Genomic DNA, 26,981 nt, shown 5'->3' with positions numbered 1-26,981 from the left:
CTTACCGGCCCAGGGCAGCGGGCGGGCGCCGAAGGCGCAGAGCCCGCAGCCAAGGGGCCGGGCCCGCGGTAGCGGGCCTCTTGATGAAGTAGGGAAAGTTCTACCGCGCTGGGATCATGCGGTGTCCGTCGTGGGTCCGGACGTGTGGCCCGTCTCCGTCCAGGGCGTCTCGCAGGCGGATTGCGTAGACCTCGGACATCCGCTCGGTGACTTCCTCGGGCGTGAGCCAAGCAACTGCCATCGATTCGTCAGACGTGCGCTCGGTGCCACCAGATGGCTTGCACCGGAACACCATGGCAACGACGCCCCGGGTCGTGTTCTTGTAGACGCCGGTGAGCTGGTCAACCTCGACGTGAATGCCAGTCTCTTCCCAGACTTCTCGGGTGACACCCTGCTCTGGGGATTCCTCCAACTCCAGGACCCCGCCTGGCAACTCCCACGTCCCGTTGTCCGCCCTGCGGATCGCCAGGAGTCGCCCGTCATCGCGCACCACCGCCCCTGCCACGGACACACTGTGCTTCGGCGTTGACGGGGCTTCCTGGGCACTGTTACTCATGTACAGGAGCATAGGAGAGTGAGTAGGACGATGGGAACAGCAGTAGGAGGCGACCGGGCCGTACCTCGATACATTCGGATCGCAGAAGAGATCGTCAAGCAGATCCGGGCGGGCGTCCTCAAGCCCGGCGACATGGTGCCGAGCGAGTCGGAGTTGGTCGACCGTTACGGCGTCTCCGGCGGCACGATCCGCAAGGCCATGGCAGAAGTCCGCGCGAATGGCCTCGTCGAAACGAGGCACGGCAAGGGCTCCTCGGTGAAGGATCGGCCCCCGGTGCGTCACCGATCGTCGGACCGGTTCCGGCGCTCGCACCGCAAAGGCGGGAAGGCTGCCTATCTCGCGGAGTCCGAACAGGCCGGTGCGACCGCCAAGGTGAGCGTGCTATTCATCGGTCCGGCGGATGCTCCCGAGGAGATCGCGGAGCGTCTTGGCGTCGCCCCCGGGGCCAAGGTTCTTGCCCGTCGCCGTCTCTACTTCCGCAACGGCACCCCCGTCGAGACAGCTACGTCGTACCTCCCTTGGGACGTCGTGAAGGACATCCCGGAGCTGTTCTCCGAGAACCCCGGCCCCGGCGGCATCTACGCTCGGCTAGAGGATGCTGGACACGAGTTCGCGGAGTTCGTCGAGACCCTTCAGGCCCGGTCTTCCTCCTTCGGGCGGAAGTGGCGCAAGGCCCGTGCTGCGGTCGGCCTGCCGGAGGGGTTCCGGTTCTACGATCTCCGGCACACCGGACACACTCTTGCCACCCGGTCCGGTGCCACGCTGAAGGACACTATGGTGCGCGCCGGGCAGTCCTCGGAGAAGGCCGCGATGATCTACCAGCACTCGGACACCGAGCGGCAACGCGTGGTGGCGAAGAAGCTGGACAAGACGATCCGTAAGGCGCGCAAGAAGGCGGCACGGAAGCCGGATGATCAGTCATCGGGCACGTATCGGGCACGAGACACTTGATCCGGTCTAGGCAACAACAAAGCCCCGGGCCGCTGGCCTGGGGCTTTTCTATGGAGCGGGTGACGAGAATCGAACTCGCGCTCTGAGCTTGGGAATCACCCTGTACTTCGGCCGGTGAATGCCCTCTGACCTGGGGCGATAGCTGCCTGGGGGTGATCAGCGGCAGCTCAGGTGAAGCCCTTGGTGACCGCTGTTTACCGCCCCTACTGGCACGTTGTGGCACGCGTCGCTGTGTGGTCTTGGCACGGGCCACTAAGGGACGCACCACTCATACAGCATGGAGCGCGAAGGTGCTTCCGTACTCCGATCGAAACTCTCGGAGCTGGAGGCCGACAACAGTTGCAAGTTCCTTGTCGGAGTACCCGTGATCGGCTCGGTGCGTGTCCAGGATGTTGGCGAGGATGGTTGGTACTTCGCGGTCTGGCTCGGCAGGCTCGTTCCTGCGGTATCCGTGCTGAGACAGTTGGACCTGCAGGCTCCGATAGCGGCTGTCATCGATGCGATCCAAGCGCTTGGCGGTCTGGATCACCGCTGCCATGGAAGCTTTCCAGTGCTGCTTCAGTTGGATTGAGCGCTGGAGGGTGAGGCCCGAAAGATGTGGGCCGATGAGGCGGCTCGGCATGAGGAACTCGGACGCGAACACGTCGGCTTCGCGCTCACCGTTGTCGCTGGGCAGCTGGTGCATGACCAGATGTCCCAGTTCGTGAAGCACGGTGAAGCGTTCCCTCGCCGGTGTCAGCCCGTGGTTCAGGATGATCACTGGCAACCCGTTCGGTGGCCTGACGCTCAGGCCGGAGATCTTTGGCGACTCCAGGTCGCGTCGTACGACGACGACCCCTGCCCTCTCGACAGTCCTGATCACATCGTGCACAGGACCATCCGGCAGGAGCCAGCTCGCCCGGATCTTGGCTGCGGCCTGTTCTGGGGTGTGCTCGTCGGAGTCGAGGACGGGGAGTCGGTAGATAGGCTCGATGTCAACACTGGCCTCGAGCCGGCGGAGCTGCATGAGGAGCAGGTTGACCTCGGCTTCGATCCGCTGGAGCGCGGTCTTGCCGAGGCCAGACTGCTTGCGGTGATAGAAGCCGGATGGTCCCAGCCCTACTGGCTCATCAGGCCAGTCGAGCAGCTCTTGGGGGTACTCCAGGGCTTCAGCCACTGCTTGCACACGTTCGGGAGATAGCGTTCCCACGCCGTTCTCCGCCTTAGAAAGGGCTGCCTGCGAGATGCCTGCGAGCCCAGCCAGTTTGGACTGGGACAAGCCACGAGACTCCCGCGCGAGTTGCAGAAGGCGCGGGTTCATGGGGTGGCTACCTCTCTTCAGTACCAGTCTGACCTGGGACTTCGCGCTGTTTCGACCGGACGATCGTATCCCGCTGCGGAGTGAACGGCATCGGGGCGACAGGTGCTGTGACGCCAATTTCACCGAGGCCAAGATCCAACTCTAGAACCCAGAGCCGGTCGTCATCGAGGCTGCATGTGATGGCCATCCGCTCCAGGCCCAGACCTTCCTTGTCGGGCAGGTAGCCAGCGACGAGGTGGGTTAGCGCCTCCATGCCTGGTAGCACTTGGTTGGAAAACTCGTGCCGCTGTTGAGTGGATATGCCACTGGTTCGCAGCTTGCGGTCCCTGAACTTTTTGAACCGCAGGACGATCTTCTCTTCAAACGTGAGAAGCAGGAAGCCACGGCTGTCTCCAACCGTCACATCCTCGCAGTCATCGAACGCGTTTACGGCCTCGTGGCGGATGAAGTCGTACACCAGATTGGCCCGTGAACGGGCGCTGATCACAATTGCGAGTTCGCTGTCCTGCTTCAGCAGGGTGAGCCACCGCCGCCATCCGCGGTCGATGCAGCCACCGATCTTTTGGAGATGCGGCGACAGAGCCAACTCGGCCTCTTCTGCGCTGAGGGGTTCGGTCACAGGGAGATCCTGCCTGATTTAACTATCTGCTGTCAATTATTCGTAGAACTATTCCTGTGTCGTTGCTAGCGGATCCAGCGACGGCATCGGCCACGGTGTTGCGATCAGGTTTGTCGTGGCCAGGGGCAGGGCTGGGGTCGACGTGAACGTGGCGCTGTACGCGCTCGACCTGATCCTCGTTGGGGTCCGTCGCGGTCCTAGCTGGGGAGGAGGGCTGGTCGCCACTTCTGTCCGCGGTCATGGCCTTCCGGCGTCCGTCGAGAGTGCGGCACACCGCCGAGCAGTGTGCGCAACGTCCCCTGTCGGAAGATGAGTTGTTGCTTGGGCCTCTTCGGGCTGGCCTGGAATGCGGGATGAGGTGTTCCGGCTGCCGTCCTCCTCGCCCGTGGATACAGTGCTGCGACCAGTTGAGGGGACACGAAGTGGACGAAGCGACGTTCGCGGCGACGACCATGGCCGCGGCTTTCCTCACCCAGGCAACTCAGGACGGGTACCAGAGGGGGCGTGCCGCCATCGGTCGCCTGTTCCGACGGGCCGGAGAAGGAGACGAGGTATCGGCTCAGCTTGATCGCCTGGATCGGGACCGGGTGGCTGTGGTGCGGGTGCCGGCCAACGACCGTGAGCCAGTTGCACGGGCTCTCGCCGCCACTTGGGCTCCTGTGTTCCAACGTCTCGCGGAGACGGAGCCGGATCTCTACGCCGAACTGATGGCGCTCGTTCAACAGCCCTCGTCGACGTCGGTGGCGAACCAGCACAACCACGGAGCGGGCACCTTCATCAACGGAAACGTCGCAGGCGGTCTCACCATCAACCATGGCGCGGGGCATGCCCGACACGACTGACCCCCGGAACAACGCTGGCCAGAGCAACACGGGGCCTGGCGTATTCATCGCAGGCAATGTGTACGGAGATGTCAGCAACCAGCAGATCCCGTACTCGCATTACAGGAGAGCCGAAGAAGCCCGAGTACCCCCGGGCCAGCAGCGAAATGAGAAGGCTTCCCCGGAGGAAGATCAATCTGATGAGGATGAAGGGCCGCCTGGACCCGGCCAAATCTTCATCGGCTGGTGCTTCGCGACCTACATGGCCTTCGGGATGGCTGGCATGGTCAGCATGAGGGTCTTCGCGCCCCAGCAGTCGACGTGGGGCCGTGTAGGGATGGCATTCCTGGCCGTGGGCATTGCGGCCGGCGGGGTGACGGTCTTGGCCCTTCTCTGCGCAGCTCTGGCGGAGCTATGTGCTTCTGGCACGGCCAATGCTGCTGATTCTGCGAGGAGAAGGGGTGCGCAGGGGCAGCGGGCAGCAGCCCGCCTGAATCTTCGGTATGCGGCCTTGGCCGGAAGCGTGGCGAGGACCAGCGCAGTGCTGACAGGCTTCATCGCAGGGCTTTTCGGCTTCCTGGCCATCGGCAAGAATGCCGCGGACCGGGCTCATGACGCCTGCGAAGCCGCCGAGGCCGAGATCGCCAAGGCGAGGGAAGAGCTCGGGGAGAGCCTGGGCGGCCGGTGAGCCCGCTGGTGCATGAGAGATCAACTGAAAGTGCGCTCCTCGGGGCCGGGAAGCCCGAGGGCCCGCAGGCGAGCGTGCCGGGCGCGAAGATCACGTTGCGCAAGTGCGCTGATGGTTTACGTTGAACCGTGTGCTGCGAGTTAGAGGGGTGGCAATTCCATTACAGTGCCAAATTCCCAATGGAATCGCGTGAGGACGATACGGGTCAACCGTGCATCTGGATGATTTGGCCCCAAATGCTCAAGTTCCGACTTCAGGAGATCTGAAAGAATGTCTATTGCCTCGGGGAGCTCCCCAGACATTCCCTTCCAGTATCCCAGGTTATGGCGAAGAGTTCGGATTGTTGGATGATGGGCCTCAAGGTTGGATTCTTCTTCCAGGAGAGCCGTATATTCCGCGATCGCTCCGGGAATATCACCCGCGCTTCCTTTCCACCACGCTAGGCTAGTGCGTAAGGAGCGGATGGTCTCATTGTCGAAGCCCACGAGTTGGCCGAGTTCCTCGATGATTTTGGCATACCGTTCGACCGCTTCGTCTGCATGTCCAGACCTTCCGCGCAGTTCGATGAATTCAGCCAACCCGCCCAAAAGTGCATCAAATTCCTCCTCCGTCATATGGTTGGGATCGATTTCCTGATGGCGCAGGCCAAGTACTTCCCTGATGCCATCTGAGGCTAGCGTCGTGTTGCCAGCCACTCCTTGCCAGTGGGAGAGATTATGGCGGACATCCAGGGAAAAGGAGTCCGCCGCCCCCCAGGTATTCACGGAATCCTTGTAGACTTCCGTGAGTTCGCCTATGGCGTCGGCTACCTCTCCAGAATCTCCTCTGACATTGGCTAGTACGCGGCGAGTTGCCAGAATGAGGTGGTCAGACGGCCTGACTGTGCGCAGTGCGTCTCCCAATAGATCTCTGAGTGCGACGGCGGCACCACGTAAGTCCCCTGCACGCCATTGCCAATAGGCAAGATTGTGTCGCATTGCGAGCGTATGGCGACTTTCCTCGCCAAGGTGACAGCTTGTTGCGTTTACCAGCTGGTGGAAGTACTTCAGAGCAGCATCAAATTGGCAATCGGCTCCAAGGGCGGCGCCTAAATGTGAGAGCAATGGATGCGGCTCAGGAGTCCATAAATCACCCTGCGCGTTATTGATTACTGCTTGACTATTTGCAATAAATCCTCTTCTGTCAATCCTGTCGTCTCGGAGCTCGCCGGTGTTCGCTAAAAGAGAGTCAGCAGCTGAACGCATCGCATCAGCATGCCCGGTAGGGGAGAGGGCTTCGCGCGTAACGCGTTGGATTAGCCGATGTACTCGAATCCGTGGTTGCGGCGAGTCTAGAGAATGCTCGACCAAGCTGAGGCGGTGCAGGACTCGTAGGGCTGCGCGAGCGTCGTCACTAGAAACGCTGCCCTCCGCCTGATTGCGAGCAGAGCAGGTTCTGTGAGAGGCGAGGTAGTTGAGTGCAGGTTGGCTGGTGAGTACGGGCTCAGGAATGCCGTTCGGGTCCATCGCCGAGGCAAGCTGAAGTGTCGGTCGGGCGAGGCCGGCTGGCCGCAAGATATCGGCACGGTCGAGGGACAGGCTCCAGACAGCGGCCACCGTGTGGTTCTGGTTGTCGGGCAGGACGTCAGGAGCTGCGTCGGACAAAGAGCGGGTACGGTCGGCCAGTCGGTTCCGGTAGGCCAGGCAGCTGATGCCGGAATCTATGAGGTAGACGGCAGCCTGGGACAGGGCAAGTGGTAGCTGACCCAAGTCTTCGGCAAGGGCGGTGAGTTGCTCTTGAAGCTCGGTGCGGCCGTGACTGGTAAGAGCGTTCTTGAGGTAGGTCAGGGCTTGTGCTTCGGTGAACACTTCAATTTCGATCCGGCGTCTACTGCCCCCGATCATGGCTGCGTCCTTACGGCGGGTGGTGGCTAAGACGCGGCCGTACGGGCTGGTTGGCGGCCACCACCCGCTCAAGTCGACAGGGTCGACGATGTCATCGAGAATCACGAGCCATCGGCACGGGTTCGGTTGTGGCTTAGGTTCCAGCCAAGCCAGGAACGCTCTCGCAGCTTCCGGATCATTTGGGTCGGTGCCCAAGACTTCGGCCGCGGCTTGGGCATAGCCAGCCGCGACGGCGCTATGGCTGCTTGCAGAGATCCACACCAGCAGATCGACCGTGCCTGTCTGCCAGGCTGTGCGTGCGTAGCGGGCAGCCAGCTGTGTCTTGCCGACCCCGCCCATTCCGGCCAGCACCCCGCCGACCAACGCTTGGTTGGCAGGTTCGACGACTGCGGCCCCTTCCAAGGGCAGCAGCTGGGCCAGCTGATTGGTCTCAGCACGGTCCTGGAACCATTCCGCTTCAGGTGGGATCACTCCGACCTGGTGTGGCCACTTGGCTGGCAAGCGTGGCGCGGCTTGGTAAACGACACCTACCGCTGCACTGTTGTAACTAGCATGGACAGATACCCCCTCATAGCTAGCGGTACCTGCGGGCTGGGTAAGTGCGCTAGGAGTTGCCGGTCCGTTCAGCCCTGGGACGGATCCGGCACTGGAGGGTGGCCGATCTGCGCACCACCGTGGATGACCCCGGCTGCGATTGACCCTCCCTCCGCGTGAATGTCCGCGTTGCCCCCGACGGCAAATCCGCCCTGATCGGCAGATACTTCGCTGGTAGGGGCGTGCTGGGAGAGTAGAGAGCCCAGCTCGTCTGCGGCCTGGTTGCGTTCCGTCTCGTCCAGACTCTCCAACGCGGCCTCGATCCGGGCCTGCCAGATTGCCTGTTGGTAGATGCGCACCCGAGCCGTAGCGTCGGCATCAGATGCTTCGAGGGCGGATGCGGTCTGGTCCAAGCGCTCCAGCTCTGCCTGTTCCCGTTGTTCATTGCCGCGCCCGAACCAACGCGCAAGCGCCTGGCGCAGCCCTGTCCATGCTTGTGTTCCTGCTGCCTCTGCCACTGCGATGCCGCCCGCTGAGGCCGCAGCCAGCAATGCCTCCTCCAGCATGTCGTACCCCTGCCTTCCTGGTCTTGGGTAGTCAACTGCAGAGTGTATTGGTTACTGACTTGAACTCGTGGTGTCGTAGCTGCTGACAGCTGTTGATCCTCACACTGTGCCGGAGGTATGAGGTATCCGCAGGGTGGTGGCCTGACCGATGAACGCCGCTACGCTGGCTTCAGGCCAGACCCTCGGCCGGCGTTAACTGCGGGATCACGCCGCTCAGATGGAAGCCTCGTCTACACCGAGATCGCTGCGCATGGCGCCCCGCAGATCAGACAGGAGCGCCCACGACAGCTCTGTCTCCGCTTCTATCCTCAGGAGGTCGCCGTCGACGACATGGGGAGCCGCGAGCAAGCGTTTCAGCTGGCCGTAGGTGCCGTTCAGCTGACGGCTAGCGGCCCGAGCATCGGTGAACACCGTGGGAGGCACAATCATCTGTGCTTCGGCGTAGCTGTCACGTAGAGCCAACCTCCGTTCCTCGAGTTGCTCGGCACACGCCTGGACCTCGGCGTCGTTATGGTTCCGTAGCGCGTGCAGGAGATTGATCTGCGAGGTCTGGTACTGGCGTGCCGTGGTGTTCAGGGAGATGTAGCAGGCCCGTCGCAGATCCATCAGGTCACGGTGCACCTGGGCGCGTGCTTCTTCCCGACGGACCTGATCAGCGTGGTCCCGACCTTCGCGTTGTTGTCTCGCCAGGGCTTCAAGTTCCTGGCGCTTAAGGTGGTCTGCTCTGCGCTGTGTCAGCAACGCGGCACCCAAAGTGCCGATCACTCCGACGATGGCCACAGCAAGAGCGCCCCATGCTTGCCCCATATCTCTCCCCCACCTCGTGTCCGCCCTGAACACACGACTCGCTCGTACCCCTGGTCGTGATCATAGGTTCTCGGAGTCTCGGCTCGCCTGGGAAGAACGGGGCCGCAGGGGGCGGTCGGCGCGCAGCGTGCCGGGTACCAGCCGCAGGGCAATGTGCTTCTCCGGGGCCTGCGCGAGCGGATCGAGGCAATGGTGCTGAGGGATATCGAGCACAGTGCACAGGCCGCCGTGACGAGCAGCGGACGAGTTGAACACCAGCCCACTAACGGGCTGTTCCTGATCAAAGACCCGCAGCAGATACTCCGTGACGATCTGCGTGGGTACATAATCCAGGTGCTCGCGCCCCTTCGCGTCAGCGCTGATGAGGTGTACAAACTCGTGCAAGAACATCAGCGCACGCCTCAAGTGTGCCCGCTCGGTGTCGAAGATAGTCGGAACGCTCTCCAGGCGAGTGAAGTCGACCACCCTCATCGGCTTGGTGGTTTCGAACGCGGCGTAGGTAACCCAGGGGTGGGCGTCGGTTGCATGTCGAGCCACTTCCTCAACTGCGGCGTCTGAGGAATCGGCCCCGTAGAAGAGAGGGATGCCAGCTGGACTCATTCGATTAGGTTGTCTGGCCTGATCGGGCAACGCGGTCCCCAGCATTCCAGCAGTCCAGCTTTCCCCTACGCTGTCATGCGCACGTGCGCGCCATAGGTGTTGCCCGGCCGGAATGCTCCGTACGAGACCAGCCCTTGGAATTAGTTGGCCGAGTGACTCCAGGATGGCGGCTGCGGGAATCTCACCGCCGCCGAGGTGCTTCTCTTCCTTACCGGGGGAAGCCAGCCAGAAAACGTAGCGGGTCCGGTATTTCACTTGGTGGCTAAACCGCTCCCAGCCGTCGAGAAGCGCCTCGTCCTCGCGCGGAGCGATGAAGTCACGCTCCACCCAGATGTCGTCGTACCGAGCCGCTTCGCGAACGGTTTCCTGTAGCCGCTCGTCGAGCAGGACGTCCGCATAAGCGTCCACGAGGTCGGGCCCGTCCCAGCTTTGGTTGGCCACGAGTTCACCCTCGAAGTAGGCGAGCTCGGGCCTTCCCCCATGAAGGTGGGCACGCGGTTATTGATCACGCGGCGAGCGTGAGTTTAGCGGTGTGGTGTCGGCGTTCGTATTCGTTGGGGCTGAGGTGGTCGTTGGCGGAGTGCCGACGGCGGGTGTTGTAGCGGGTCAGCCAGGCAAATACCGTTCTTCTGCAGGTGCCGGCGTCACCGTAGTCGTGGGCGCCCTGGAGGGTCTCGCGCTTCAGGGACGCGTGGAAGCTTTCGCAGGCCGCGTTGTCGGCGCTGGTGCCGACCGCGCCCATCGACCGGGTGACTCCGAGCTGGTCGCAGAGGCCGACGAAGGCCCGGGATCCGTATTGGGCCCCGTGGTCGGAGTGGAACACGGCGCCGTCCAGGCTGCCACGGGTCGAGGCCGCCATCCGCAGTGCGTCGGCGACCAGGTCGGTGCGCATGTGGTCGGCGATGGACCAGCCGACGACCTTGCGGCTGAAGCAGTCCAGCACCGTAGCGAGGTAGAGGAACTCCCCGCCGGCCAGCGGGAGATACGTGATGTCGCCCATGTACTTGCGCCCCGGCTCGGCGGCGGTGAAGTCCCGCTGGAACAGGTCCGGAACCGGTGAGGCTGCTGGGTCCGCGACGGTGGTGCGGACGCGTCTGCGCAGGCGGATTCCGGTGATGGAGAACCTCCGCATGATCCGGGCGACCCGCTTTTCGTTGACCCGCCGCCCTTTCTCGCGGAGCTCGGCGGTCACTCGCGGAGAGCCGTAGGCGCCGCCGGACTCGCCGTGGACCTCGCGGATCTCCTCGGCCAGGACCCGGTCCTTGTGCTGCCGGGCGGCCCTGGCCTCGGCGCCGGCGAGCCACTTGTAGTAGCTGGACCGGTTCACCTCCAGGACGTGGCAGAGCCGCTTCACCTCGTAGGTGTCCCGGTGGTCGTCAACGAACTGGAAGCGGCTCCTCACCAGTTCGTCTCTCCGGCGAAATACTTGGCCGCCTTGCGGAGGATGTCCCGCTCGGTGGCGAGCTTGCGCTCACTCGCCTCGAGTTCTGCCACCCGGGCCTCCAGTTGACGGACCCGCTCGTCCGGATCAGCGGACGGTACCGCCTCGCGACGTGGGGCGGCCGGCTTCGCAGCCGCGGCGCTGACGCTACGGCGTTCGCGGTCCCGCAGCACCCACTCACGCAGGGTCGCCCGGTTAACTCCCAGGTCAGCGGCGATGCTCTTGTAGGTCGCCCCGGGTGTGGACCCGTACAGGGCCACGGCATCGGCCTTGAACTCGTCCGAGTAGTCCTTCATCGCCATCGGCGGTCTTCTCGCTTCCTCCGGATCAAGCAGATCCAGTATCAGCGTGTCCACCACTCAGGGGGAGGCCCCCTCGTCACCGGCCAGAGCGTATTCAGTGCGCAAGCCGTCGAAGTAGGCTTCCAATAGGGTGTCGATCGGAGCCGCTGGCACGCGTTCGCAGTAGTCGCACGCCTCATCTTGCTCGGCGTCCGCCGCGATCTTTGCCGCGAGGGTCTCGTCGTCGACGCACCCAGCACAGACGAAACCCTCGCCGTAATCCCATCCCTGCTCTGCCTGTGTTGCCCATACGTCACCTGCGCCCACGAAGACACCGTAGCGGCCCACGTCGCCGGTGCGAGCCGTGAGGGTGCTCGGCTTCCGAGACGTCGCCGGAGGTCGTGTGGGGAACTGGGTTCTGAGGGCGCTGGCCCGCGTATCGTCCTTCACGTGACTGATGCGACCGCGATGGACAGGACTGATATCCCCGGCAGCGTCTTCGCTGAGCTGACCAGCGCATTTGGCCTCGGGGCAGTACGAGAGAAGCGCTACCTCGTTGATGGGCTGATGAACGCGAACTGGAGGGTGGACACCGCGGCCGGGGTGTTCGCACTCAAGCGGGTCACCGACGTGTCGCTCGATCGGCTGGTGCGCAACCTTGGGGTGCTGGATGCGCTGGTTGCCGAGGGCATCCCGGTCAGCGCTCCCGTCCCCACCGTCTCCGGCGCCCTGGTGGCCGAGGTCGGCGGTGGTGTCTGGTGTCTCTTCCCCTGGGCGGCAGGGAGGCATCTCCGAGGGGTGGACCTCAGCCTGTCCCAGGCCGCTTCCTTGGGAGCGCACCTGGGGCGTCTCCACACAGGGCTCGACCGGGCCTGCGGCAGGGGGTTGCTGCCTGTGGTATCTGAGACGGTGACCTCCGAGGTGGCGACGCCGGAGCAAGCGGTGGAGAAGTCGGCACGGTTGTCCGGACTGGTAGAGGACAGGGGGGCCGACACCACCTTCGACGCGGCGGCATCGGCATCCCTGGAGCAGCGGCGTGCGCTGATCGGCAAGTACGTCGACCGGCGCCCGCAAGGTGAAGTCCCTGGCGGCGGGCACGGGTGGACGCACGGTGACGTCCAGTACCGGAACCTGCTCTGGGAAGGCGGCGAGCTGACCGCCATCCTCGACTGGGACCGCGTCGGCGTCCGGCCGTATGCCGAAGAGGTCGCGCGGACGGCTCAGGTGCAGTTCGGCGTGGGCGGGGTGTTCGACCTTGACCGGGTGTCGGAGTTCGTCGGCGGCTATCGGTCCGTGGTGTCGCTGGAGACCTCCGCGCTGTTGGACGGTGCGAGGCGGCTGTGGTGGAAGCGGATGACGGACTTCTGGCAGTTGGAGTTCCACTACGACCGCGGTGACTTCTCGTTCGACGAACTCTTCACGGCGGACGAGGCGTTGCTGCACTGGTGGACGGAGCGGCTCGATCAGGTCGAGGGCGCGTTCGTCGCGGGGTAGATGCCGAGGGCTTCGAGTTCGGGCAGCTTTGGGGCGGTGAAGCGTGCGGCGTGGCGCTGGGCTTGGTAGCCGAGGGTGCGGTCGTCGGCGGTGTTGATCGCGTGCGCCCAGGCCCGTGGGTCTGCGGTGCGTGGGAGGACGATCCCGTGGGGGCCGATCGCTTCAGGGATGCCGCCTCGTTCGCTGCCGATGCTCAGGGTGCCGTGCAGCGCAGCTTCGACGATCACGCGGGGGAACGCGTCCTCCACGGTGGACGGCACCAGTAGCAGGCGGTGGCTTCGGTAGAGGGTGTCCATGTCGTAGGTGCGGGGGACGTAGGTCACGTTCGGGCAGGCGGCGAACTCGGCGGCGGTGTTCCACCAGCCTTCGACCAGCGTGAAGTGTTGCTCGGGCATCGTGCGGATGACCTCGTGCAGGAGGACGGAACCCTTCGCCGGAATCGGGTTGACCATCAGCACCGAGTCGGTGCGCAGCACGTTCGTATCCTGCGTGGGCTGCACGAACGGAGGGTGGAGGACTCCGAGGCGAGTCCCGTTGTACTGGGTTGCTCGACTGAGCGCGAACTCCGAGACCGCCAGGCCGTATTGAGGTCCTCCATCCAGGACCCCGAGCCCAGTCTTCGATACGGAGTGCAGGATGCCCACGACGAGTGCAACAGGACGGGCCTGCTCGGCGAGGTCGGCAGCACTCTCTTGAGAGGTGAATACGACGTCGGGGCGCAGGCCAGCCAGCAGCTCGTGGAGGGCGGAGGTGATCCCGTCCTGCGGTACGGCGATGCAGTCCACGCTGTTCCAGCGGTAGCGGAGGACTCCCTCGGCCTCCTCGTGCGGGGAGCGGTGTCCGTCGAGGAGGCTGCGCAGTTGGGGCAGTTGCGTGGTCTGGTCCCAGGGAGCCTGGTGCGAGCCCAGGTAGAAGACCTGCCAGCCTCCGGCGGCGAGTTCTTCGGCCAAGAGCTGCTGGGTGACTTCGGCCCCGCCGATGAGGAGTGGTGGCGGGGTGCGACGCCAGGCGAAGAGGGCGGTGGGCACGGGGAGGGTCACCTCATCCAGAAGGAGACGAGGGCTTCCACCGCGTGGGCGATGTCGTCCTTGTCGGTGTCGGCAGGGAGCACGGTGACCTCGCGGGACACCGGGGGCTGGGCGCGGGCGTAGAAGTAGTCGCGGGTGTGTGTGAGGAAGGCGGGCTCGAGCAGGAAGTAGTCGGGCTCGGCTGCCGTGTGGCCGGCGGTCTTGCGACGGAGGCCGAGTGCCTCGGCGGGGACGTCGAAGTACAGCGTGTGGTCGGGGCGCAGGTGCGGGAGGAGTTGGAGCCGGTCGCGTAGCCGGTGCTGGACGGCGTACCCGAACAGGGCGTCGAGGGCGTGGGCGTGCGCGAGGAGGGTGTCCACGGAGCGGTCGAGGATCGCGAAGGGCTTGGCGGAGGCGAGGGCTGTACGGACGCGTTCTTCCTCGACGGCCATGAACGTTTCGAAGGCAGTGATCTGTTCGGCGGCGGACGCGGTGCGTGCCGGGGGTGCGGCGTCCTGGCAGCCGAGCTGCTTGACGTAGCAGTCCGTGATGTGGGCCCGGTCCTCGTAGCCGCGCCTGCGCAGGTGACGTATCGCCGTCGACTTTCCGGCGTACGACGGCCCTTCGATCGCGATGACCTTCACAGCGACTCCATCCGGTAGAAGCGCTCCGCGTACGTTCCGGAGCTGCCCAGGAGGTCGGCGGCGACAGTCCAGGCGTGCCGGATCGGCCGGTACATCTTGCGGGCCGGGTACATCTGCGAGCCGTGCATCCGCAGGACCGTGCACTTGTCGAGGACGACCGGGGTGATGTCGACCAGCGAGGGGACGAGCGACGCTCGCGTGCGGGAGTGGAAGAGGTGCTGGTCGCAGCCGACGAGTGCGTACGTGGACCAGAAGGCCAGGTCTTCCCAGAACCACCGGCAGCCCAGGCGGACGGCGGCCTCGTGCACGAGCAGGTGGTCGGGGTGGCGGGTGACGGCGGCGGGGGCGAGGAGTTCGGCGTTCGGGTGGGCGGCGACGATCGCGCGGAGTTCCTCGGTGATCTGGTCGAGGCGGTCCTGGTCGTACGGGCGGTACGGGGGTTCCGCGTCCTTGTGGCCGAGGGCGATGCGGGTCGCGGCGAGCGGGGCCAGGGCGGCGGCGCCTTCGCGGTCGCGCAGGTGGGAGATGGCGGGCTCGGTGCTGTAGGCGTCTTCGAGGGTGGGGTGGACGCTGGTGGAGCGGGTGAAGACCGTGGCCACGATGAGGGGGCGGGGGTCGGTGAGGAAGGTGCCGGAGGCGGAGAGGGCGAAGTCGTCGTGGTGCGGTTCGAGTGCGAGTACGGGGCGGCCGGCGGGGCGGCGCAGTTCGATGAAGTGGGGTCGGCCGCTGTGTGGGGCCATCAGCTCGATGACGTTGTGGTCGTGGGCGCGGTGCCGGGTGAGGAGTTGGTGGGTCCACTGGTGGTGGGCCTGGTCGAGGTCGTCGGGGAAGGTGTAGATCCCCGTCGCGTCCGGTACCGGCAGGGCAAGCGGCTGCGCGAGCGCGGTTGTGGCTGGGGCGGTCATCGGGGGCTCCTGGTTCATCGGACGGTGGTCTCGTACCAGTGGCGCCACATGCGCGGGGAGCTGAGCCGGAGGCGGGCGGTGACCGGGTTCTGCCACCAGAGCATCCGGAGGCTCGACCACTGGTCGTAGCGGCGGGTGGAGGGGCGTACGCGCAGGTCGTCCAGAATCTTGACCGGGGCGTTGGTGGCGCGGCCGTGGGCGGTCAGGCGGGCGAAGAAGTCGACGTCCTCGCTCATGAGGAGGTCTTCGCGGTACCCGCCAATCGCTTTGAAGGCCGTGGCGGTGCTGAACTGGGCGACTCCCTGTGCGCCGCCGTGGCGGGTTCGGTAGTGGTCCCAGTACGCGCACAGCAGCCGTGCCCCGAGCCGGTCCGGTGTGTAGAGGGGCGGGATCGCCCCGCCGGCGGCTCCGGAGTCCATTGCGGCCACGGCGGCCTTGAGGGCCTCGGTGGGCAGAGCAACGTCGGCATCGGTGAAGAACAGTCGGGGGCTGCGAGCGGCGGTCGCCCCGGCGTTGCGGACCCGGCCGATGCTGCGGACGGGCTCGCTGATCACGCGGACGCCAAAGGAGGCGGCCATGTCGGCGGTGGCGTCGGTCGAGGCGTTGTCGACCACGATCACTTCGCCACGCTCGTTGCTGGAGGCTTCCCACTGCGCGAGGGATGCGAGGACGGTGGGGAGGTAGCGGGGCAGGTATGCGGCCTCGTTGTGGGCGGGGATGACGACCGTCAGGTCGGGGAGGTTCATCGGGCTCTCCTTCTCGCGTGCGGTGCGTGGGAGTGCCCCGGGCGGGGCCGGAAGAGGTGGGGCGTCTGGCGGGACAGTGCGTCCATGCGGTCGGCCAGAACGGTCCGGTCGTTGCCGGGGGCGGCGTGGGCCCAGCAGCTCACGGTGAGGAAGGCCGACCATGCCGCGAGGTGGGTGTCGTTCACAGGGTGGGGATAGGCGCCGAGGAGGGCGTGCCGGTCCCATTGGCAGTGGGCGTCGGTCATGACGAGGGCGTGGGCGAGGTCCGCTTCCCGGCGCCCGGGGGTGGCGTCGGTGAAGTCGACCAGGTGGCGGGTCTGCCGGGGTCCGGCGAGGACCACGTTGTCGAGGTGGGGGTCGTTGTGGCACCACACGGTGGACGCCTCGTCCGGGGTGACGGTGATGATCGCGAGGGTGGGTGCGAGCCGGTCGAGCACATTGGGCGGGCAGCGACGGCTCAGGGAGGTGACCATCTCGATCACGGGGCGCCGAGTGGCCTTCGGAGCAACCGGTGCTTCGTGCACGAGGCCGACGAGCGTGCCGAGGTCCCTGAGCGCCTGGAGGCGCGGGAGGTTGCCCGCGCGCACGGCGGAGCCGAGGGTGCTCGGGCCCAGGTCGGAGGTGATCAGGGCGGTGGCACCGTCGCTGGAGGTGGTTCCGTAGCCGAGTACTCGCGGTACGGGAACGGCCGCCGAAACCGCGCGCATGGCCGTGGCTTCGGTGAAGGCGTTGCGGCGTGCGGTGTGGGAGTAGAGCTTCACGACCACGCGCGTGCCGTCGTGGAGAGCGGCACGGTAGACGGCCGTACGGGAGCCCGCCTTCAGACGTTCGGCGGTCTTGGCGGGGCTGCCCAGGAACAGGGTGCAGGCGCGCGAGACCATCGCGGGGACGGGAGTGGTGTTCATCGGAGCTCCGGCTGTTCGGGGTGGGCGGAGCCCAGGGCGCGGACGTAGCGCATGGTGTGGCGGAGATGGGTGCGGTACTCCCGGACGTCCTCGGTACGCGGGCAGGTGGGCTGCCACGGCTTCTCGGGGCCCACGAAGTGGACGAGGTGGGCGGCTGTGTCGGGGCGCGGGGAGCGGGCGACGACGCGGCAGACCCAGTTGCCGCGTTCGAGGAACCTGCCGAGTTCGAAGCGGTTGTATCCGGGGGTGACCGGCCGGACGCGGCCGGTGTGGAGGAGCCAGAGGTTCAGGGCGTCTTGGTCGTTGTGGAGGATGTGCCGACGGTGCTGGGCCAAGGCGTGACCGACCCCGTGACGGACTTGGGGCAGGGTGGCGACGTGGGCCCACAGCAGACCGGCGTTGTAGTACGGCCTGCCCTTCAGGTGCGGCCAGCGTTCCGCGACACCGGGCAGGGCATGGCTGTCACCGACTGACGGGCCGAATTCGTCTCGTACGGCACCGACTTCACCTGGGCGTAGACCGCTGAGCGGTGCGCTCAGGTCACCTCGTACGAGAGTGTCGGCATCCACGTAGATCACGTACGGACGCCGGACGAAGCTGGCGGTGAACTCGAACCGCAGATACGTGGCGACGCTGATGTACGAAGCGTCCGCCATCCGCGCGGTACGCAGCGGGGACCGGTGGGAGAGGTCGAACGAGCCGAAGCCGACGCGTCGCGCGAGGTGTGCGAGGAGCACGGCCTCGGACGGCGTCAGGTCGAGGGTGAGGATGCGGAGCGCCACGTCCCGGCGGGCCCGGGGCATGAGGCTGTCGGCGAGGGCGGTGATCGTGGCCAGGCCGGGGACGAGGTAGCGCTGGTCGAGGCAGAGGCCGAATGCGTACAAAGCGGGATCGCCTTCCGGAGGCAGGGGTGGGGGTGTGCTGTGGCCGTGGTCGCTCACTGCTCGTTCCGCTCGCGTGCGGACCGGGACGTGCGGGTCTCCACCACGTGGAGGGAGTCGGGGTCGTCGGTCTCCCACTGGTGGGCCATGCCGCCCGCCGGCCGACGCAGCACCCAGGTCTGTCCCTGCTTGATGTCGGTCACGATTGCCTGCTGGCCGATGCCGTCGCGAACCAGATCACCGACCCCGGCGCGCACCCCGCTCACAGGGCGCTTCCGGGAACGATGCGCACCCACGGCACCCAACCGGCCGCCGCCTCGAAGAGGACGCGGCGGCGCTCGTGCTGGCCCGGCATGTGGCGGGAGGGGCCGCTCGTTGCCTCGGCCAGGAACCCGCCACGGTCGCGGACGAGGACGCCGAGTGCGGCGAACTGGGCTGCGTCCGCGGCGACGTGTCCGATCTCGGCGACGATGATCCCGCGCACCAGGCCGGACGACAGGGCACCCGTGATCGCCGACCAGCCGAGACGGGTGTCCAGGGGCACGGTGGGGTCGTCGTCGGACCAGACCCCGGCGACGTGCCAGTGGCGGGCGTCGGCGTAGTGGCGGGCGCGGCGTTCCGCTTCGTGGACGGCGGGGGATTCGGCGGCGCAGGAGTACACGGCGACGGGGACGTGCCCGAGTCCGCCGGGCGGGGAGTTCAGCATGCTCCCAGCGTGCTGAGAAGGAGATCTCTCCAACAGGCACGGGCCGTGGCTACGGGGAAAGTTCAGGATGGCGCGGGGTGGCACGCTCCGTACCGGTGGAGCCGCCGAGCGGGGCGCGGGGTGCTACGGAGCGTGGCAGTCGGCGAACTTCCGGCCGACGAACTGCCACGGGTCGTGGCGGCAGGCGGTCAGACCAGGCTTGGAGCTCAGCGCACGCCCAGCGGTACGCCCGCCGCGTGGGCGAGTCCGCGAAGTCGCCCCACGGACACACCTGCCAGCCGGGAGATGATCACGCCCGGCAACATCTGGTGCTGCACCCACCCTGGCGCCATGGCGCACACCGCCTCCAGCGTGTCCGCGGCCCGCTCCCACCTGCGGCACTCCACATGGGTCAGGGCGACGTCGAGCCCGTAACGGGCCCGCGTCGCGAGCGGCACCGTTTCGTCCAGCCGGACGGTATCCATGAGCCGCAGCGCCCCCGCCGTATCGCCCAGGGCCACGGCGATGCTCATGGCCTGAGTGGCGGCGTACAGCGGGCCGTACGGCTGGGCGTGGCCTCCGCGCGCGTACTCGCCGCCGAGGCGGGCGCCGACCGCATGGGCCTGGGACAGGTACTCGCGCGCCGTATCGGCGGAGGCCCCTCCGCGCGAGGCGGCCACGGCGGCGTTGGTGACGAGCTGGCCGTACACCGACAGCCGGTCGGGGTCGTGCTCGGACATCTTCGGTTCGATCCGGTCGGCCTGGGCGGCGGCGAGCGCGAAGCCCTGTGACGTACGCCCGTCCCGGAGGTTCACCCAAGCCGTCGTGGCGGCGAGGTGCGCCTCGCGCAGGTCGTCACCGGCCTGGACCGCGATCTGCCGCCCGTAGGTGAGGGCGGCGTACGCGAGGTCCCGTGAACCCCAGACGTTCGCGGCCATGCCCGCAGTCTGGAAGACGTCGGCCAGCACACCGGCTGCGGCCTCTCTCTCGTCGGCGCCGGCACCGTCGTACCGAGCGCGGACCTCCGGCAGCAACGCGGCGAGCAGGGTACCGAGTTCGGTGTACCGGCCCGCCCAGTAGGCGGCATCCGCGTGCTGGACGACGGCGCGCAGCTCATCGACCGTGCCCGGCTCGGTGTCGGCGGGCAGGCCGATCGCGGCGTCGTGGGTGGCGGCCGAGAGGGTACGCAGGGCCGCCCGCTCGTCGCGGTCCATCGAGCGGCGCGGTGCCTGCTGTCCAAGGAGTACGGCGATGTCCGTGCCCAGTGCGGAGGCGATGGCCAGCAGAGAAGGGAGTGAGGCGGTGCCGCCGCGTTCCAGCTTCCGTACGACACCGACCGAGACCTCGGCGGCCTCCGCGAGCTGCTCCTGCGTCATGCCGCTGCGGAGGGTCTTGAGTCGTTCAGCGGTGGTGTATTCCGACCATTGCATGGCAGTAACTCCCCGGGCCGATCAAGCCAGGCTTGGACCGTACCCACTTCGCAGCGGATACGTGCACCCTTTGGGAGAAGGGGAGTTGGTGGACTGGCCGGAAAGCTCCTACACCGGAAGAACTGCGCTCACCCCGAGCAGGCGTTCCAGCTCGTCGACTGTCTCGCCCTCGGTGGTCGCGAGGACGGTGGTGATGCCGAGGGCTTCGGCGGGCGGGAGGTTCACCGGGTGGTCGTCGACGAAGACGCAGGACGAGCCCGGCAGGTCGAGACGGTCGAGGGTGAGCTGGTAGATCGCCGGGTCGGGCTTCGCCAGGCCCACCACCTCCGAGACCACGTGGACATCAAACAGGTCCCAAATGCCAGCCTGCTCATACGGGTTGAAGGGCTCCAGGCCGAAGCTGTTCGACAGGAGCGCCAGCCGGTAGCCCACAGCTTTCGCGGCTCGGGCGAGCGCTGCCATCCGGCGGGCCGGCGGTACCTTCGCCCAGGCGCGTCCCATCAGGTTCTCCGGGGCGATGTGCGTGCCGAGCAGGGCGGCAGTTCCTTCGTTCCACTCTGCCTGGCCGATCTGGCCGATCTCCAGGGCCGTGTACAGCCGCCGCCCCTCGGGGTTGTCGTTCAGGGTCGCCCGCCAGGCTTCCGCGAGGAGCCCTTCGGACTCGCACCAGGCGCGGTGCACGGGGCGCGGGTCGGCCGTCAGTACCCCGGCGAAGTCCAGGATGAGACCGCGCGGGGTATCGGGGTGAGCGGTGTTCGTGCGCTGCGCCATGCTGCGGGGTTCCTCTCCGTTGACCTCAACGACGACGCTACCGCGCAAAGTTCTGTTCCCTCGTCACGTATGGAAGCCGGGCCTCCCTTGGGAGGCCCGGCTCTGAGCTGCTTCGGTCAGGCTCCTCTTTCGCCTTGATCAGGCAGCGATGGGGCCCGCTGTCAGAAGGTGTTGGCGGTAAAGGGGCGCGGCGGTTCGGCTATGAGGGCGAGCAGACGGTCGAACTCGGTGCGTTCCTCTTCGCTCATGAGCGGGATGGCATTGCCGAGGGTCTTCTCGGTGAGCTGCTGCATGAACGGCGCGAGGAAGAGCTGCAGGGCTTCCGGGGCGCCTTCCTTCCCCTGCAGGTACTGCCGGTAGCGCGTGAACTGCACGTCGAATTCTTCAAATTCGGCCCGTGTTGCCGTGAAAACGTGGACCTGTTCCTCCTTGCTGAACGGTCGTCCGTCGCGGTGCGACCAGGTGTTGGTATCGGCTCGGTGCTTGAAGTCCGCGTCGCAAAGGAGGGCGATGATGTCGGGGCGGAATGCAGGCGTGGTCATACGGGTGTGGTGCTCCTCGTGGGGTGTTGGGAAGTCTCAATGGTCCGGAGAATTCCTGATTTCGATAATCAGGAATCGGCAGCTATGTTGCGCCCGTTTCACTGGGTCAGCGCCGATGGCTGGAGGGGGTCGCTGCTCCGGCGGCAGGTGTTGCGGTCGGGGTACGCCGGCCTCCTCGGGTGGGTGTGGCCTGGGGGTTTTCGGGTGCGGCGGGCAGGTGGGCAGTGCGGCGCAGCCGCCAGACGAGGACGTCGCTGATGGAGGTGGCGGTGCCGAGCTCGCGTCGTCGGGTGGCGTCGGCGAGCAGGGCGGCCGGGTCGTGGCCCGCTAGCTGGGCGTCGGTGAGGGTGGCGGCCAGGGCGGGCCAGCCAGGCTCGGCCTGGATGCGTTCGGCGAGCTCTGGCAGCGCCTGGCGCAGGATGTCGGCTTGCTGTTGCCGGGCCCGGGGTGCCTGACGCCGGCCTCGCTGGCGGAGGGCGGTGATGGGGTGGGCCGCGGCGGCCTGGTAGGCGGCACGCAGATGCTCGGCGGTTTGCCGCGCTGCGGCGGCCTGCTGATGGTGGTGCCTCTGGGCGTGCCAGTTCGCCACGGCGATGGCGAGGAAGACGATCATGTCGATGACCATGGCCGTAGTGGCTCCGTCTTCGCTGTGGCCGAGGGCGGGGCCGCTGTGGACCAGATCGTGGGCGGCCTGCCGCAGAGCCCGGTCGTGCCCGCGTACGGCACGCACGTAAGAGCGGGCCGCCCGCTCGAACACGAAGGCAGCTTGCCGGAGTTCAGCACGGGTGTGGGCGGCGGAAGTCTTGGCGAGCGCGTCCAGGACCTCCCCTGCTGCGGCGATCTGCGCTGCTGCCATGCCGTCATCGCCGTGGTCGATGATCAACAGGGCTTGCCAGGTGGCAGCGGTGGCCCGGCGCCGGGCGAACGCGGGATGGGTCACCGGCGGCAGGACGGGTTGCACCGTCTCGGAGTCGCCCCCGAGGGCCGCTTCCGCTTGCAGGGACCAGCGTTCGCGGATGCGGGGCAGGGAGAGGTCGGGGGCGAGGGTGGAGCCGGAGTAGAAGACCGGTTCGTCGTCCTTGTTGCAGTCACCGGGCAGCGCGACCTTGTAGCCGAGAAGATCGCCCGACGGTGCGATCCGCTTGTGGATCAGCAGGCCGTTGGCGGCCAGGCGGTCGAAGAACTCATCCGTGGAGGCGGCGCCGGCTGCTGCGCCGCGCACCGTCTCGCGCAGTTCTTCCCGCGCCGTGCGCTCTCGCCCTTGCCGTTTGGCTTTGTGGCGTTCGGCGCTGGTGGGGCGACGTGCGGCGGTGCCGTCGCCGGGGCTGACGCGGTGCAGGCCGTACTCGGCTTCGATGAGGCGGCATGCGGCCTGGGCGCGCTGGCCGGAGCGGTGGTGGTCGGGCTTGCGGCCGTCTTCACGGATGAGGGTGGCGGCGATGTGGATGTGGTCGTCGGCGTGACGGACGGCAACCCAGCGGCATCCGGCTCCGTCGGCGGGGTCGATGCCGGTGGCGGCGACCGTGCGGCGGGCGATGTCGGCCCATTCGGCGTCGGTGAGGGTGCGGTCGGTTGGGGCGGCACGGACGGAGAGGTGCCAGACGTGGCGGTCGGGGCGGCGGCCGGTGGCCTCGAGGAGGTGGAGGGGTTCGTCGAGGAGCTGCTGGAGTTCGGTGAGGGTGGCGTCGGGGTGGCGGCCGGGGTCGGGAGCGAGACCGTCCCAGGAGGCGACCAGATGGGGGTCCGTGTGTTCCTCGTGGGTGCCGGGGCCGTAGAGGTATTTGAGGAGGCCGATGGTGCGGCTGCCCTGCTTGTGGACGCGGGGTATCAAGCGGCCTGTCCGTCCTGGGGGTTGGTGAGGCGGGCGGTGACCCGTCGTACGTCCTGGACGGCGTGTTGCACTTCGTTCAGGACGCGGTCGATGTGTGGTGGACGGTCTGCACCGGAGTTGAGGGCTTTGGCCACCTGGTTGAGGTTGTTGGTGGCGTTACCGAGCAGGCGTCCTACGGCGAACAGGGCGGAGAGCGTGTCGTGTTCGGTGGCGATGGCGGCCTGGGTGCGGTCGAGGTCGCGGGCTGCGGCGAGTGCGGACTGGGCGAGGAACCCTGCCAGGCTCAGGCCGGTGGCGTCGGCGCCGGCCTGAGCGGTACGGCGCTCGTCGGGGTTGAGGCGGACGCTGACGGCGGGACGCTGCTGACGGTCGCGGATACGCGGCCTGCCTGCGGGCTTCCCCTGTTGGTGGCCGCCCTCGGCCACCGGCTTCCCGGTCCGCGCCCCCTGGCGCGGGCCGGGCTCCGCCGCCCCCGGGGCGGAGCCCGGTTCGGACGCACCCCCGAGGGGGGAGTGTCCGAACCTCCAACTTGCTCCGCCTGGGGCGAGGTCGGCGGTCACCTCCGGCTGGGCGGTGGGGAGTTCGTGGTGTGGAGCGTGCATGGCTTGGTTCTCCGTGGGGTTCTGTGGGGATGGGTGTTGCCCCCGTGGCCCCTCGTCCCCGCGCACGGCTGCAGGGGGACAAGGGGTGAGGCGGGACGGGGGAGATCGGCGCGAACGTGGGGGATCAGGCGTTGGCGGGGGCCGTGTGGAGTTCCCTTGGCCGCGGGGAGGCGGCTTCGTCGAGTCCGTCGAGTGGCTCGACCTCGAAGCCGTCGTACGCGACGGGGTCGGCCTGGCCGGTGCGTTCGGCCTGTAGCTGGTCGCGCAGGAGGCGGGATCGGTTCTGGCCGATCCGGAGTTCGCTGCGTAGACGCTTGGCAGTCAGCTGGTCGTCGCTCCAGTCGACGGTCAGGAGCCGGGCCGCGTCGAGGACTTCGGTGTCGGTGCGGGGGCGGTCGGTGGTCGACTTGGCGGCGTCGGGGACCCGACCGGTCGGCCGACGCGGGGCGGCTCCGGTCGACGCGGCTCCGGCGGCCGGCCGGGATGCTCGGGGAGGTTGGGGCGGCGTTCGACTCGTCGGCTTCGATCGACTCCGTTACGGGAGCCTCGATGACCTTCGCCGGGGTCGACTCGCTCATCTGCCCGGTGGCCGATTCGGCCTGCTCAGGCGTCGACCGTACGGCTGGCTCGTCCGCTTGGGGCTCATCCAGCCGGGCAGAGGCCACTTCGGCAGAGTCGGTTGCCTCGGGGTTGTGATGCAGCACCTTCGCTACAAGGTCCGATCCGAAGTAGATCGACCCGACCGGGAGCGAGGTCGCGAGGAGTACGAGGGCCCAGTTCGCTGGGTTCCAGTCGGCCAGTCGGCCCCACCGGATCGGCTCCGTGTGCAGGGCCGGTACGAGGCCGTGCACGTAGTTCAGCAGGAGGCTGGCGATTGTGTAGGTCGCCAGGACCCGTAGCGCGAACCTCCGGTCGTTGCCGGTCAGCACGAGCGTGGCGATCAGTGCGAGGGCCATCAGTCCGTCGACCACGAACGGGTAGAGCAGGGCGGCGGTGGAGTCGGCACCGATGGCGCGGGCTACGTCGGACAGCGCGTTCCACGAGACCCGGAAGGCCATGAGGACGACGACCATCAGGCCGGAGACGAGGGTGCGGCGTCCGCCGCGGTTTACGCGAGGGCCCCCAGCGGGTGTGGGTGCTTGGCGAGCATCCGCAGGATTGTCACCTTGGTGAGTGCGTCGTCTCCAACGGGCCACGGCGGGCGTGGCGATGCTGGTCGGTGCGGGCGGGCCAGCTGCGGCGGCCAGCGATGCCGGGACCGAGGCGGGGGCGGCAGGGGTGGGTGAAGGCAAAGGAGGAGCGCTCCAAGGGGTTGGGGACGGTGGGTGTGTCCGTGCTGGTCGGGACCCGTTGCGACCCGTTGCGTGCCTGGTCAGAGCAGGTACGGGAGCCGCGTTGATGTCGGGTCGACTCGTTGCGGCCTTGCGACCCGTCACGGCGCTGACCTGCACAGGGACGGGTCGCGACGGGTCGTAGCGGGTCAGACGCTGGGGATGGGTTCCGGCTTCGGCTCGGGGCAGTAGCGTGCCCAGGCGTCGGCGAACTGCAGCCGGGTGAAGCCCCTGGCTTGGACGTTGCCGGGGAAGCGGCGGTTGGCCGAGCGGATGCTGTAGTCCTTCAGCAGGATCTGCAGTCCGCGCGGGGTGAGCCCGTTGTCGGTGTACCCGGGCCAGGGCGACTCGTCGTCCTGGTTCAGGAGGTCGAGGAGGCGGCCCGTGCGGATCGCCGAGGGGTCGCCCTCGGCGGCGAAGGCGCGGCGGATGTCGGCCAGGAGGCGGATGCTCAGGCTGCTGTTGTCCTGGTCCTGCTCCGCCTCGTGCTGGGTCATCGCCAGGCACGCGGTGCGGGCCAAGGCGGGCCACGGGCCGCCTGCGAGTTCGGCGACCGCGATCAGCGGCTCCCAGGTATCGGCGGCCCGGTCCTCGACCGGCATGGACGGAGTGAGGTCCATCGCCTTCGCGTGGAGCGGCCCCAGCCAGGCCACGATTCGGTCCCGCAGCGCGTGCAGTGCGGGGGTGTCTCGGAAGGTGCGGAACTCCTCCACCTTCTCGCCCGGCCTGCGGCGCCGCATCCGGATCACGATCGACCGGTCCATGATCGTGTCCGGCAGGTCGCCGATGCCCGCCAGAGCCGCCATGGCGAAGGTGGGGAACTTCGACACCTCGTGGTTGGGGCCCGAGACTCGAAGGGTGGGCCGGTTGCGCTGGTGGCCCGCGTTGAGTAGGCCGCGCATCTCCTCGTTCTTCTCCGCGACCTTCGCGGAGCCGAAGATCGTGTCGGCCTCGTCGACCAGCAAGGTGGGCGGGGTCTCGGTGATCGACCGGAAGACTGCGGCGGCGGAGGCGTTCACCGTGATCAGCGGCTCGTGGACCGTCTCGGTGATCACGTCCAGGAGCCGCGACTTCCCGCACCGTTTCGCCGGGCCGACGATTGCGAGGCGCGGAGCGTGCTGCCACGCGGTCTGCAGGTGGGTGGCCGCCACCCACAGCGTCACGGCGGTGAAGGCTTCCTCGCTCGGCAGGACGACGTACCGGCGGATCTGGGCGAGGAGGTCGGCGAGCACCTGTGCACCCTCGGATGCCGGGGCGGGGTCCGGCTCCTGCGGAGTCGGCTGGCCGGGTACGGCGACGGGTGGCCAGGTGATCGGCGTGGTGATGAGCGGTGGCGTGTTCGGGGTGGCTTCGTCCATACTGGACATCAAGCTCCTCAATCTGCGGGCCATACGGGACGGCAATCCCGGCCATGCAGCTAGTCGTTCAGGGATGGGCGGCGCGAGGTTTGCGCTTTGAGCCCCTCGGTGGTTGATCACCGGGGGGCTTTTCGTATGCCGGTCGGCAAACCGGCAGATCCACCGGAGCGCAGGGCTCCGGCATTACAAAACTCTGCCACATGCATAGCTCTTTTGCGAGACGCAGAAGATGATGTACGCTTTAGGGGTTCCCCTGCGCCTTGCAGGAACGTGCTGCGACTGGAAGGAGGAGGAGTGCCCGACGATCACGACGAGTCACCCGGCGTGCTGCTCAAGGGCGAGGACAACGCTGCTCGGCGCATCAGCGTCGAGCGCGACAAGCGCGGCTGGAGCACCACCGCGCTCTCCGACCGCCTCAACGAAGCCGGGTTCGAGATGAACCCGTCGGCGGTCTGGCGGATCGAGAACGGCAAGCGCCGCATCAACCTGGACGAGGCCATCGGCTTCGCCGAGGTCTTCGGGGTGTCACTGTCCAACCTCGTCGGCCCGCCGACCCTGGCCGCCGCCGGCCGTGCCATGGAGCTGATCGACGCCGTGGTGGCTTCGCACCTGGCTGCCCAGCGCGCCCAGCGCACCTACCGCCAGGCCACCGACGCGCTGTCCGACTACCTCGCCGAACACCCGGACATCAGCGACGAGGCCGACGTGATGGTCAGCAACGCCATCGCGGACAACGTCATGAAGATCAACCAAGAGGAGTACGGGCTGCCTTCCGCATAGCCCAACCTCCGGCCCTCCTGGT

The 26,981-nt window shown here is 67.2% G+C and carries 28 protein-coding genes and 2 pseudogenes; 6 read left to right on the top strand and 24 right to left on the bottom strand.

Features of this window, described 5'->3' with window-relative positions; translation table 11 throughout:
- Positions 1-100: 100 nt before the first annotated feature.
- On the bottom strand, positions 101-568 hold the full coding sequence (locus ACQPZG_RS16655) for an NUDIX hydrolase (RefSeq protein ID WP_433546540.1): 468 nt from the start codon (positions 566-568) through the stop codon (positions 101-103).
- Positions 569-586: 18 nt separating this feature from the next.
- Here ACQPZG_RS16655 and ACQPZG_RS16650 point away from each other — a divergent pair.
- Together ACQPZG_RS16650 and ACQPZG_RS16645 are read left to right on the top strand one after the other, a co-directional pair.
- Positions 587-802: pseudogene (locus ACQPZG_RS16650) on the top strand (GntR family transcriptional regulator); the annotation flags it as partial.
- A gap of 9 nt (positions 803-811) precedes the next feature.
- Positions 812-1,507, top strand: coding sequence for a UTRA domain-containing protein (locus tag ACQPZG_RS16645; protein WP_433549437.1), 696 nt, complete (start codon positions 812-814; stop codon positions 1,505-1,507).
- Positions 1,508-1,775: 268 nt separating this feature from the next.
- On the opposite strand, the gene ACQPZG_RS16640 is transcribed toward ACQPZG_RS16645, so the two are convergent.
- Both ACQPZG_RS16640 and ACQPZG_RS16635 read right to left on the bottom strand, forming a co-directional pair.
- Complete coding sequence (locus tag ACQPZG_RS16640; RefSeq protein ID WP_433546539.1) at positions 1,776-2,807, bottom strand: helix-turn-helix domain-containing protein; 1,032 nt, start codon at positions 2,805-2,807, stop codon at positions 1,776-1,778.
- A 7-nt stretch (positions 2,808-2,814) separates the two neighbouring features.
- Entirely contained in the window at positions 2,815-3,426 is a 612-nt protein-coding gene (locus tag ACQPZG_RS16635; RefSeq protein WP_433546538.1) for a hypothetical protein, read from the bottom strand.
- 422 nt (positions 3,427-3,848) lie between these two features.
- On the opposite strand from ACQPZG_RS16635, the gene ACQPZG_RS16630 reads away from it, so the two are divergent.
- Entirely contained in the window at positions 3,849-4,268 is a 420-nt protein-coding gene (locus ACQPZG_RS16630) for a hypothetical protein (RefSeq protein WP_433546537.1), read from the top strand.
- Entirely contained in the window at positions 4,252-4,935 is a 684-nt protein-coding gene (locus tag ACQPZG_RS16625) for a hypothetical protein (protein ID WP_433546536.1), read from the top strand. The genes ACQPZG_RS16630 and ACQPZG_RS16625 overlap by 17 nt, the downstream gene beginning before the upstream one ends.
- 140 nt (positions 4,936-5,075) lie before the next feature.
- On the opposite strand, the gene ACQPZG_RS16620 is transcribed toward ACQPZG_RS16625, so the two are convergent.
- The 6 genes from ACQPZG_RS16620 to ACQPZG_RS16595 all read right to left on the bottom strand — a co-directional run bounded on the left by ACQPZG_RS16620 (position 5,076) and on the right by ACQPZG_RS16595 (position 11,374).
- Positions 5,076-7,289 carry an NB-ARC domain-containing protein gene (locus ACQPZG_RS16620; protein ID WP_433546535.1) on the bottom strand — a complete coding sequence of 738 codons (2,214 nt, stop codon included), beginning with the start codon at positions 7,287-7,289 and terminating at the stop codon, positions 5,076-5,078.
- A 152-nt stretch (positions 7,290-7,441) separates the two neighbouring features.
- The gene (locus ACQPZG_RS16615) at positions 7,442-7,918 is read right to left on the bottom strand and encodes a hypothetical protein (protein ID WP_433546534.1); all 477 of its coding nucleotides are present in this window, start codon (positions 7,916-7,918) and stop codon (positions 7,442-7,444) included.
- Between the two features lie 213 nt (positions 7,919-8,131).
- Positions 8,132-8,698: a hypothetical protein gene (locus tag ACQPZG_RS16610; protein WP_433546533.1), complete on the bottom strand. Its 567-nt coding sequence runs from the start codon at positions 8,696-8,698 to the stop codon at positions 8,132-8,134.
- A gap of 87 nt (positions 8,699-8,785) precedes the next feature.
- Complete coding sequence (locus tag ACQPZG_RS16605; RefSeq protein WP_433546532.1) at positions 8,786-9,766, bottom strand: RES domain-containing protein; 981 nt, start codon at positions 9,764-9,766, stop codon at positions 8,786-8,788.
- Positions 9,767-9,830: 64 nt separating this feature from the next.
- Positions 9,831-11,068, bottom strand: a protein-coding gene (locus tag ACQPZG_RS16600; protein ID WP_433546531.1) for an IS3 family transposase whose coding sequence is annotated in 2 segments (ribosomal slippage) — positions 9,831-10,742 and positions 10,745-11,068 — 1,236 coding nt in all. Because the reading frame shifts where the segments join, the coding sequence is not laid out codon by codon here.
- A 57-nt stretch (positions 11,069-11,125) separates the two neighbouring features.
- Positions 11,126-11,374, bottom strand: a complete 249-nt coding sequence (locus ACQPZG_RS16595; RefSeq protein WP_433546530.1) for a hypothetical protein — start codon at positions 11,372-11,374, stop codon at positions 11,126-11,128.
- Between the two features lie 123 nt (positions 11,375-11,497).
- Between ACQPZG_RS16595 and ACQPZG_RS16590 the strand changes: the two genes are divergently transcribed.
- Positions 11,498-12,541 carry a phosphotransferase gene (locus ACQPZG_RS16590; protein ID WP_433546529.1) on the top strand — a complete coding sequence of 348 codons (1,044 nt, stop codon included), beginning with the start codon at positions 11,498-11,500 and terminating at the stop codon, positions 12,539-12,541.
- On the opposite strand, the gene ACQPZG_RS16585 is transcribed toward ACQPZG_RS16590, so the two are convergent.
- The 15 genes and pseudogenes from ACQPZG_RS16585 to ACQPZG_RS16515 all read right to left on the bottom strand — a co-directional run bounded on the left by ACQPZG_RS16585 (position 12,511) and on the right by ACQPZG_RS16515 (position 26,179).
- Positions 12,511-13,569 (bottom strand): glycosyltransferase, encoded by a 1,059-nt coding sequence (locus ACQPZG_RS16585; RefSeq protein ID WP_433546528.1) that lies wholly within the window; start codon positions 13,567-13,569, stop codon positions 12,511-12,513. The genes ACQPZG_RS16590 and ACQPZG_RS16585 overlap by 31 nt on opposite strands.
- 8 nt (positions 13,570-13,577) lie before the next feature.
- The gene (locus tag ACQPZG_RS16580; RefSeq protein WP_433546527.1) at positions 13,578-14,192 is read right to left on the bottom strand and encodes an AAA family ATPase; all 615 of its coding nucleotides are present in this window, start codon (positions 14,190-14,192) and stop codon (positions 13,578-13,580) included.
- Positions 14,189-15,097: a PIG-L deacetylase family protein gene (locus ACQPZG_RS16575; RefSeq protein WP_433546526.1), complete on the bottom strand. Its 909-nt coding sequence runs from the start codon at positions 15,095-15,097 to the stop codon at positions 14,189-14,191. Before ACQPZG_RS16575 ends, ACQPZG_RS16580 begins: the two co-directional genes overlap by 4 nt.
- 14 nt (positions 15,098-15,111) lie before the next feature.
- Entirely contained in the window at positions 15,112-15,843 is a 732-nt protein-coding gene (locus ACQPZG_RS16570; protein ID WP_433546525.1) for a glycosyltransferase, read from the bottom strand.
- On the bottom strand, positions 15,840-16,748 hold the full coding sequence (locus tag ACQPZG_RS16565; RefSeq protein ID WP_433546524.1) for a phosphotransferase family protein: 909 nt from the start codon (positions 16,746-16,748) through the stop codon (positions 15,840-15,842). The genes ACQPZG_RS16570 and ACQPZG_RS16565 overlap by 4 nt, the downstream gene beginning before the upstream one ends.
- On the bottom strand, positions 16,745-17,632 hold the full coding sequence (locus tag ACQPZG_RS16560) for a glycosyltransferase family 8 protein (protein ID WP_433546523.1): 888 nt from the start codon (positions 17,630-17,632) through the stop codon (positions 16,745-16,747). The genes ACQPZG_RS16565 and ACQPZG_RS16560 overlap by 4 nt, the downstream gene beginning before the upstream one ends.
- Positions 17,633-17,685: 53 nt before the next feature.
- A complete protein-coding gene (locus ACQPZG_RS16555; RefSeq protein WP_433546522.1) occupies positions 17,686-17,895 on the bottom strand; it encodes a hypothetical protein in 210 nt (69 codons plus the stop codon).
- On the bottom strand, positions 17,892-18,335 hold the full coding sequence (locus ACQPZG_RS16550; protein WP_433546521.1) for a hypothetical protein: 444 nt from the start codon (positions 18,333-18,335) through the stop codon (positions 17,892-17,894). The genes ACQPZG_RS16555 and ACQPZG_RS16550 overlap by 4 nt, the downstream gene beginning before the upstream one ends.
- A gap of 206 nt (positions 18,336-18,541) precedes the next feature.
- Positions 18,542-19,744 (bottom strand): helix-turn-helix domain-containing protein, encoded by a 1,203-nt coding sequence (locus ACQPZG_RS16545; protein ID WP_433546520.1) that lies wholly within the window; start codon positions 19,742-19,744, stop codon positions 18,542-18,544.
- 108 nt (positions 19,745-19,852) lie between these two features.
- A complete protein-coding gene (locus tag ACQPZG_RS16540) occupies positions 19,853-20,515 on the bottom strand; it encodes an HAD-IA family hydrolase (RefSeq protein ID WP_433546519.1) in 663 nt (220 codons plus the stop codon).
- A 161-nt stretch (positions 20,516-20,676) separates the two neighbouring features.
- Complete coding sequence (locus ACQPZG_RS16535; RefSeq protein ID WP_433546518.1) at positions 20,677-21,057, bottom strand: hypothetical protein; 381 nt, start codon at positions 21,055-21,057, stop codon at positions 20,677-20,679.
- A 106-nt stretch (positions 21,058-21,163) separates the two neighbouring features.
- A complete protein-coding gene (locus ACQPZG_RS16530; protein ID WP_433546517.1) occupies positions 21,164-22,888 on the bottom strand; it encodes a relaxase/mobilization nuclease domain-containing protein in 1,725 nt (574 codons plus the stop codon).
- Entirely contained in the window at positions 22,885-23,490 is a 606-nt protein-coding gene (locus ACQPZG_RS16525; RefSeq protein ID WP_433546516.1) for a plasmid mobilization protein, read from the bottom strand. Before ACQPZG_RS16525 ends, ACQPZG_RS16530 begins: the two co-directional genes overlap by 4 nt.
- Positions 23,491-24,392: 902 nt before the next feature.
- Positions 24,393-24,548 (bottom strand): annotated as a pseudogene (locus ACQPZG_RS16520) (DUF2637 domain-containing protein); the annotation flags it as partial.
- A 422-nt stretch (positions 24,549-24,970) separates the two neighbouring features.
- Positions 24,971-26,179, bottom strand: coding sequence for a DUF3631 domain-containing protein (locus ACQPZG_RS16515; protein ID WP_433549436.1), 1,209 nt, complete (start codon positions 26,177-26,179; stop codon positions 24,971-24,973).
- 294 nt (positions 26,180-26,473) lie between these two features.
- Between ACQPZG_RS16515 and ACQPZG_RS16510 the strand changes: the two genes are divergently transcribed.
- The gene (locus ACQPZG_RS16510; protein ID WP_433546515.1) at positions 26,474-26,959 is read left to right on the top strand and encodes a helix-turn-helix domain-containing protein; all 486 of its coding nucleotides are present in this window, start codon (positions 26,474-26,476) and stop codon (positions 26,957-26,959) included.
- The last annotated feature ends 22 nt before the right edge of the window (positions 26,960-26,981 follow it).

The organism is Streptomyces sp. CA-294286, from assembly GCF_050947155.1.
GTDB lineage: Bacteria > Actinomycetota > Actinomycetes > Streptomycetales > Streptomycetaceae > Streptomyces.
Note: the sequence above shows the minus strand (reverse complement) of the source record. Positions and strands in the feature narration are given on the sequence as shown.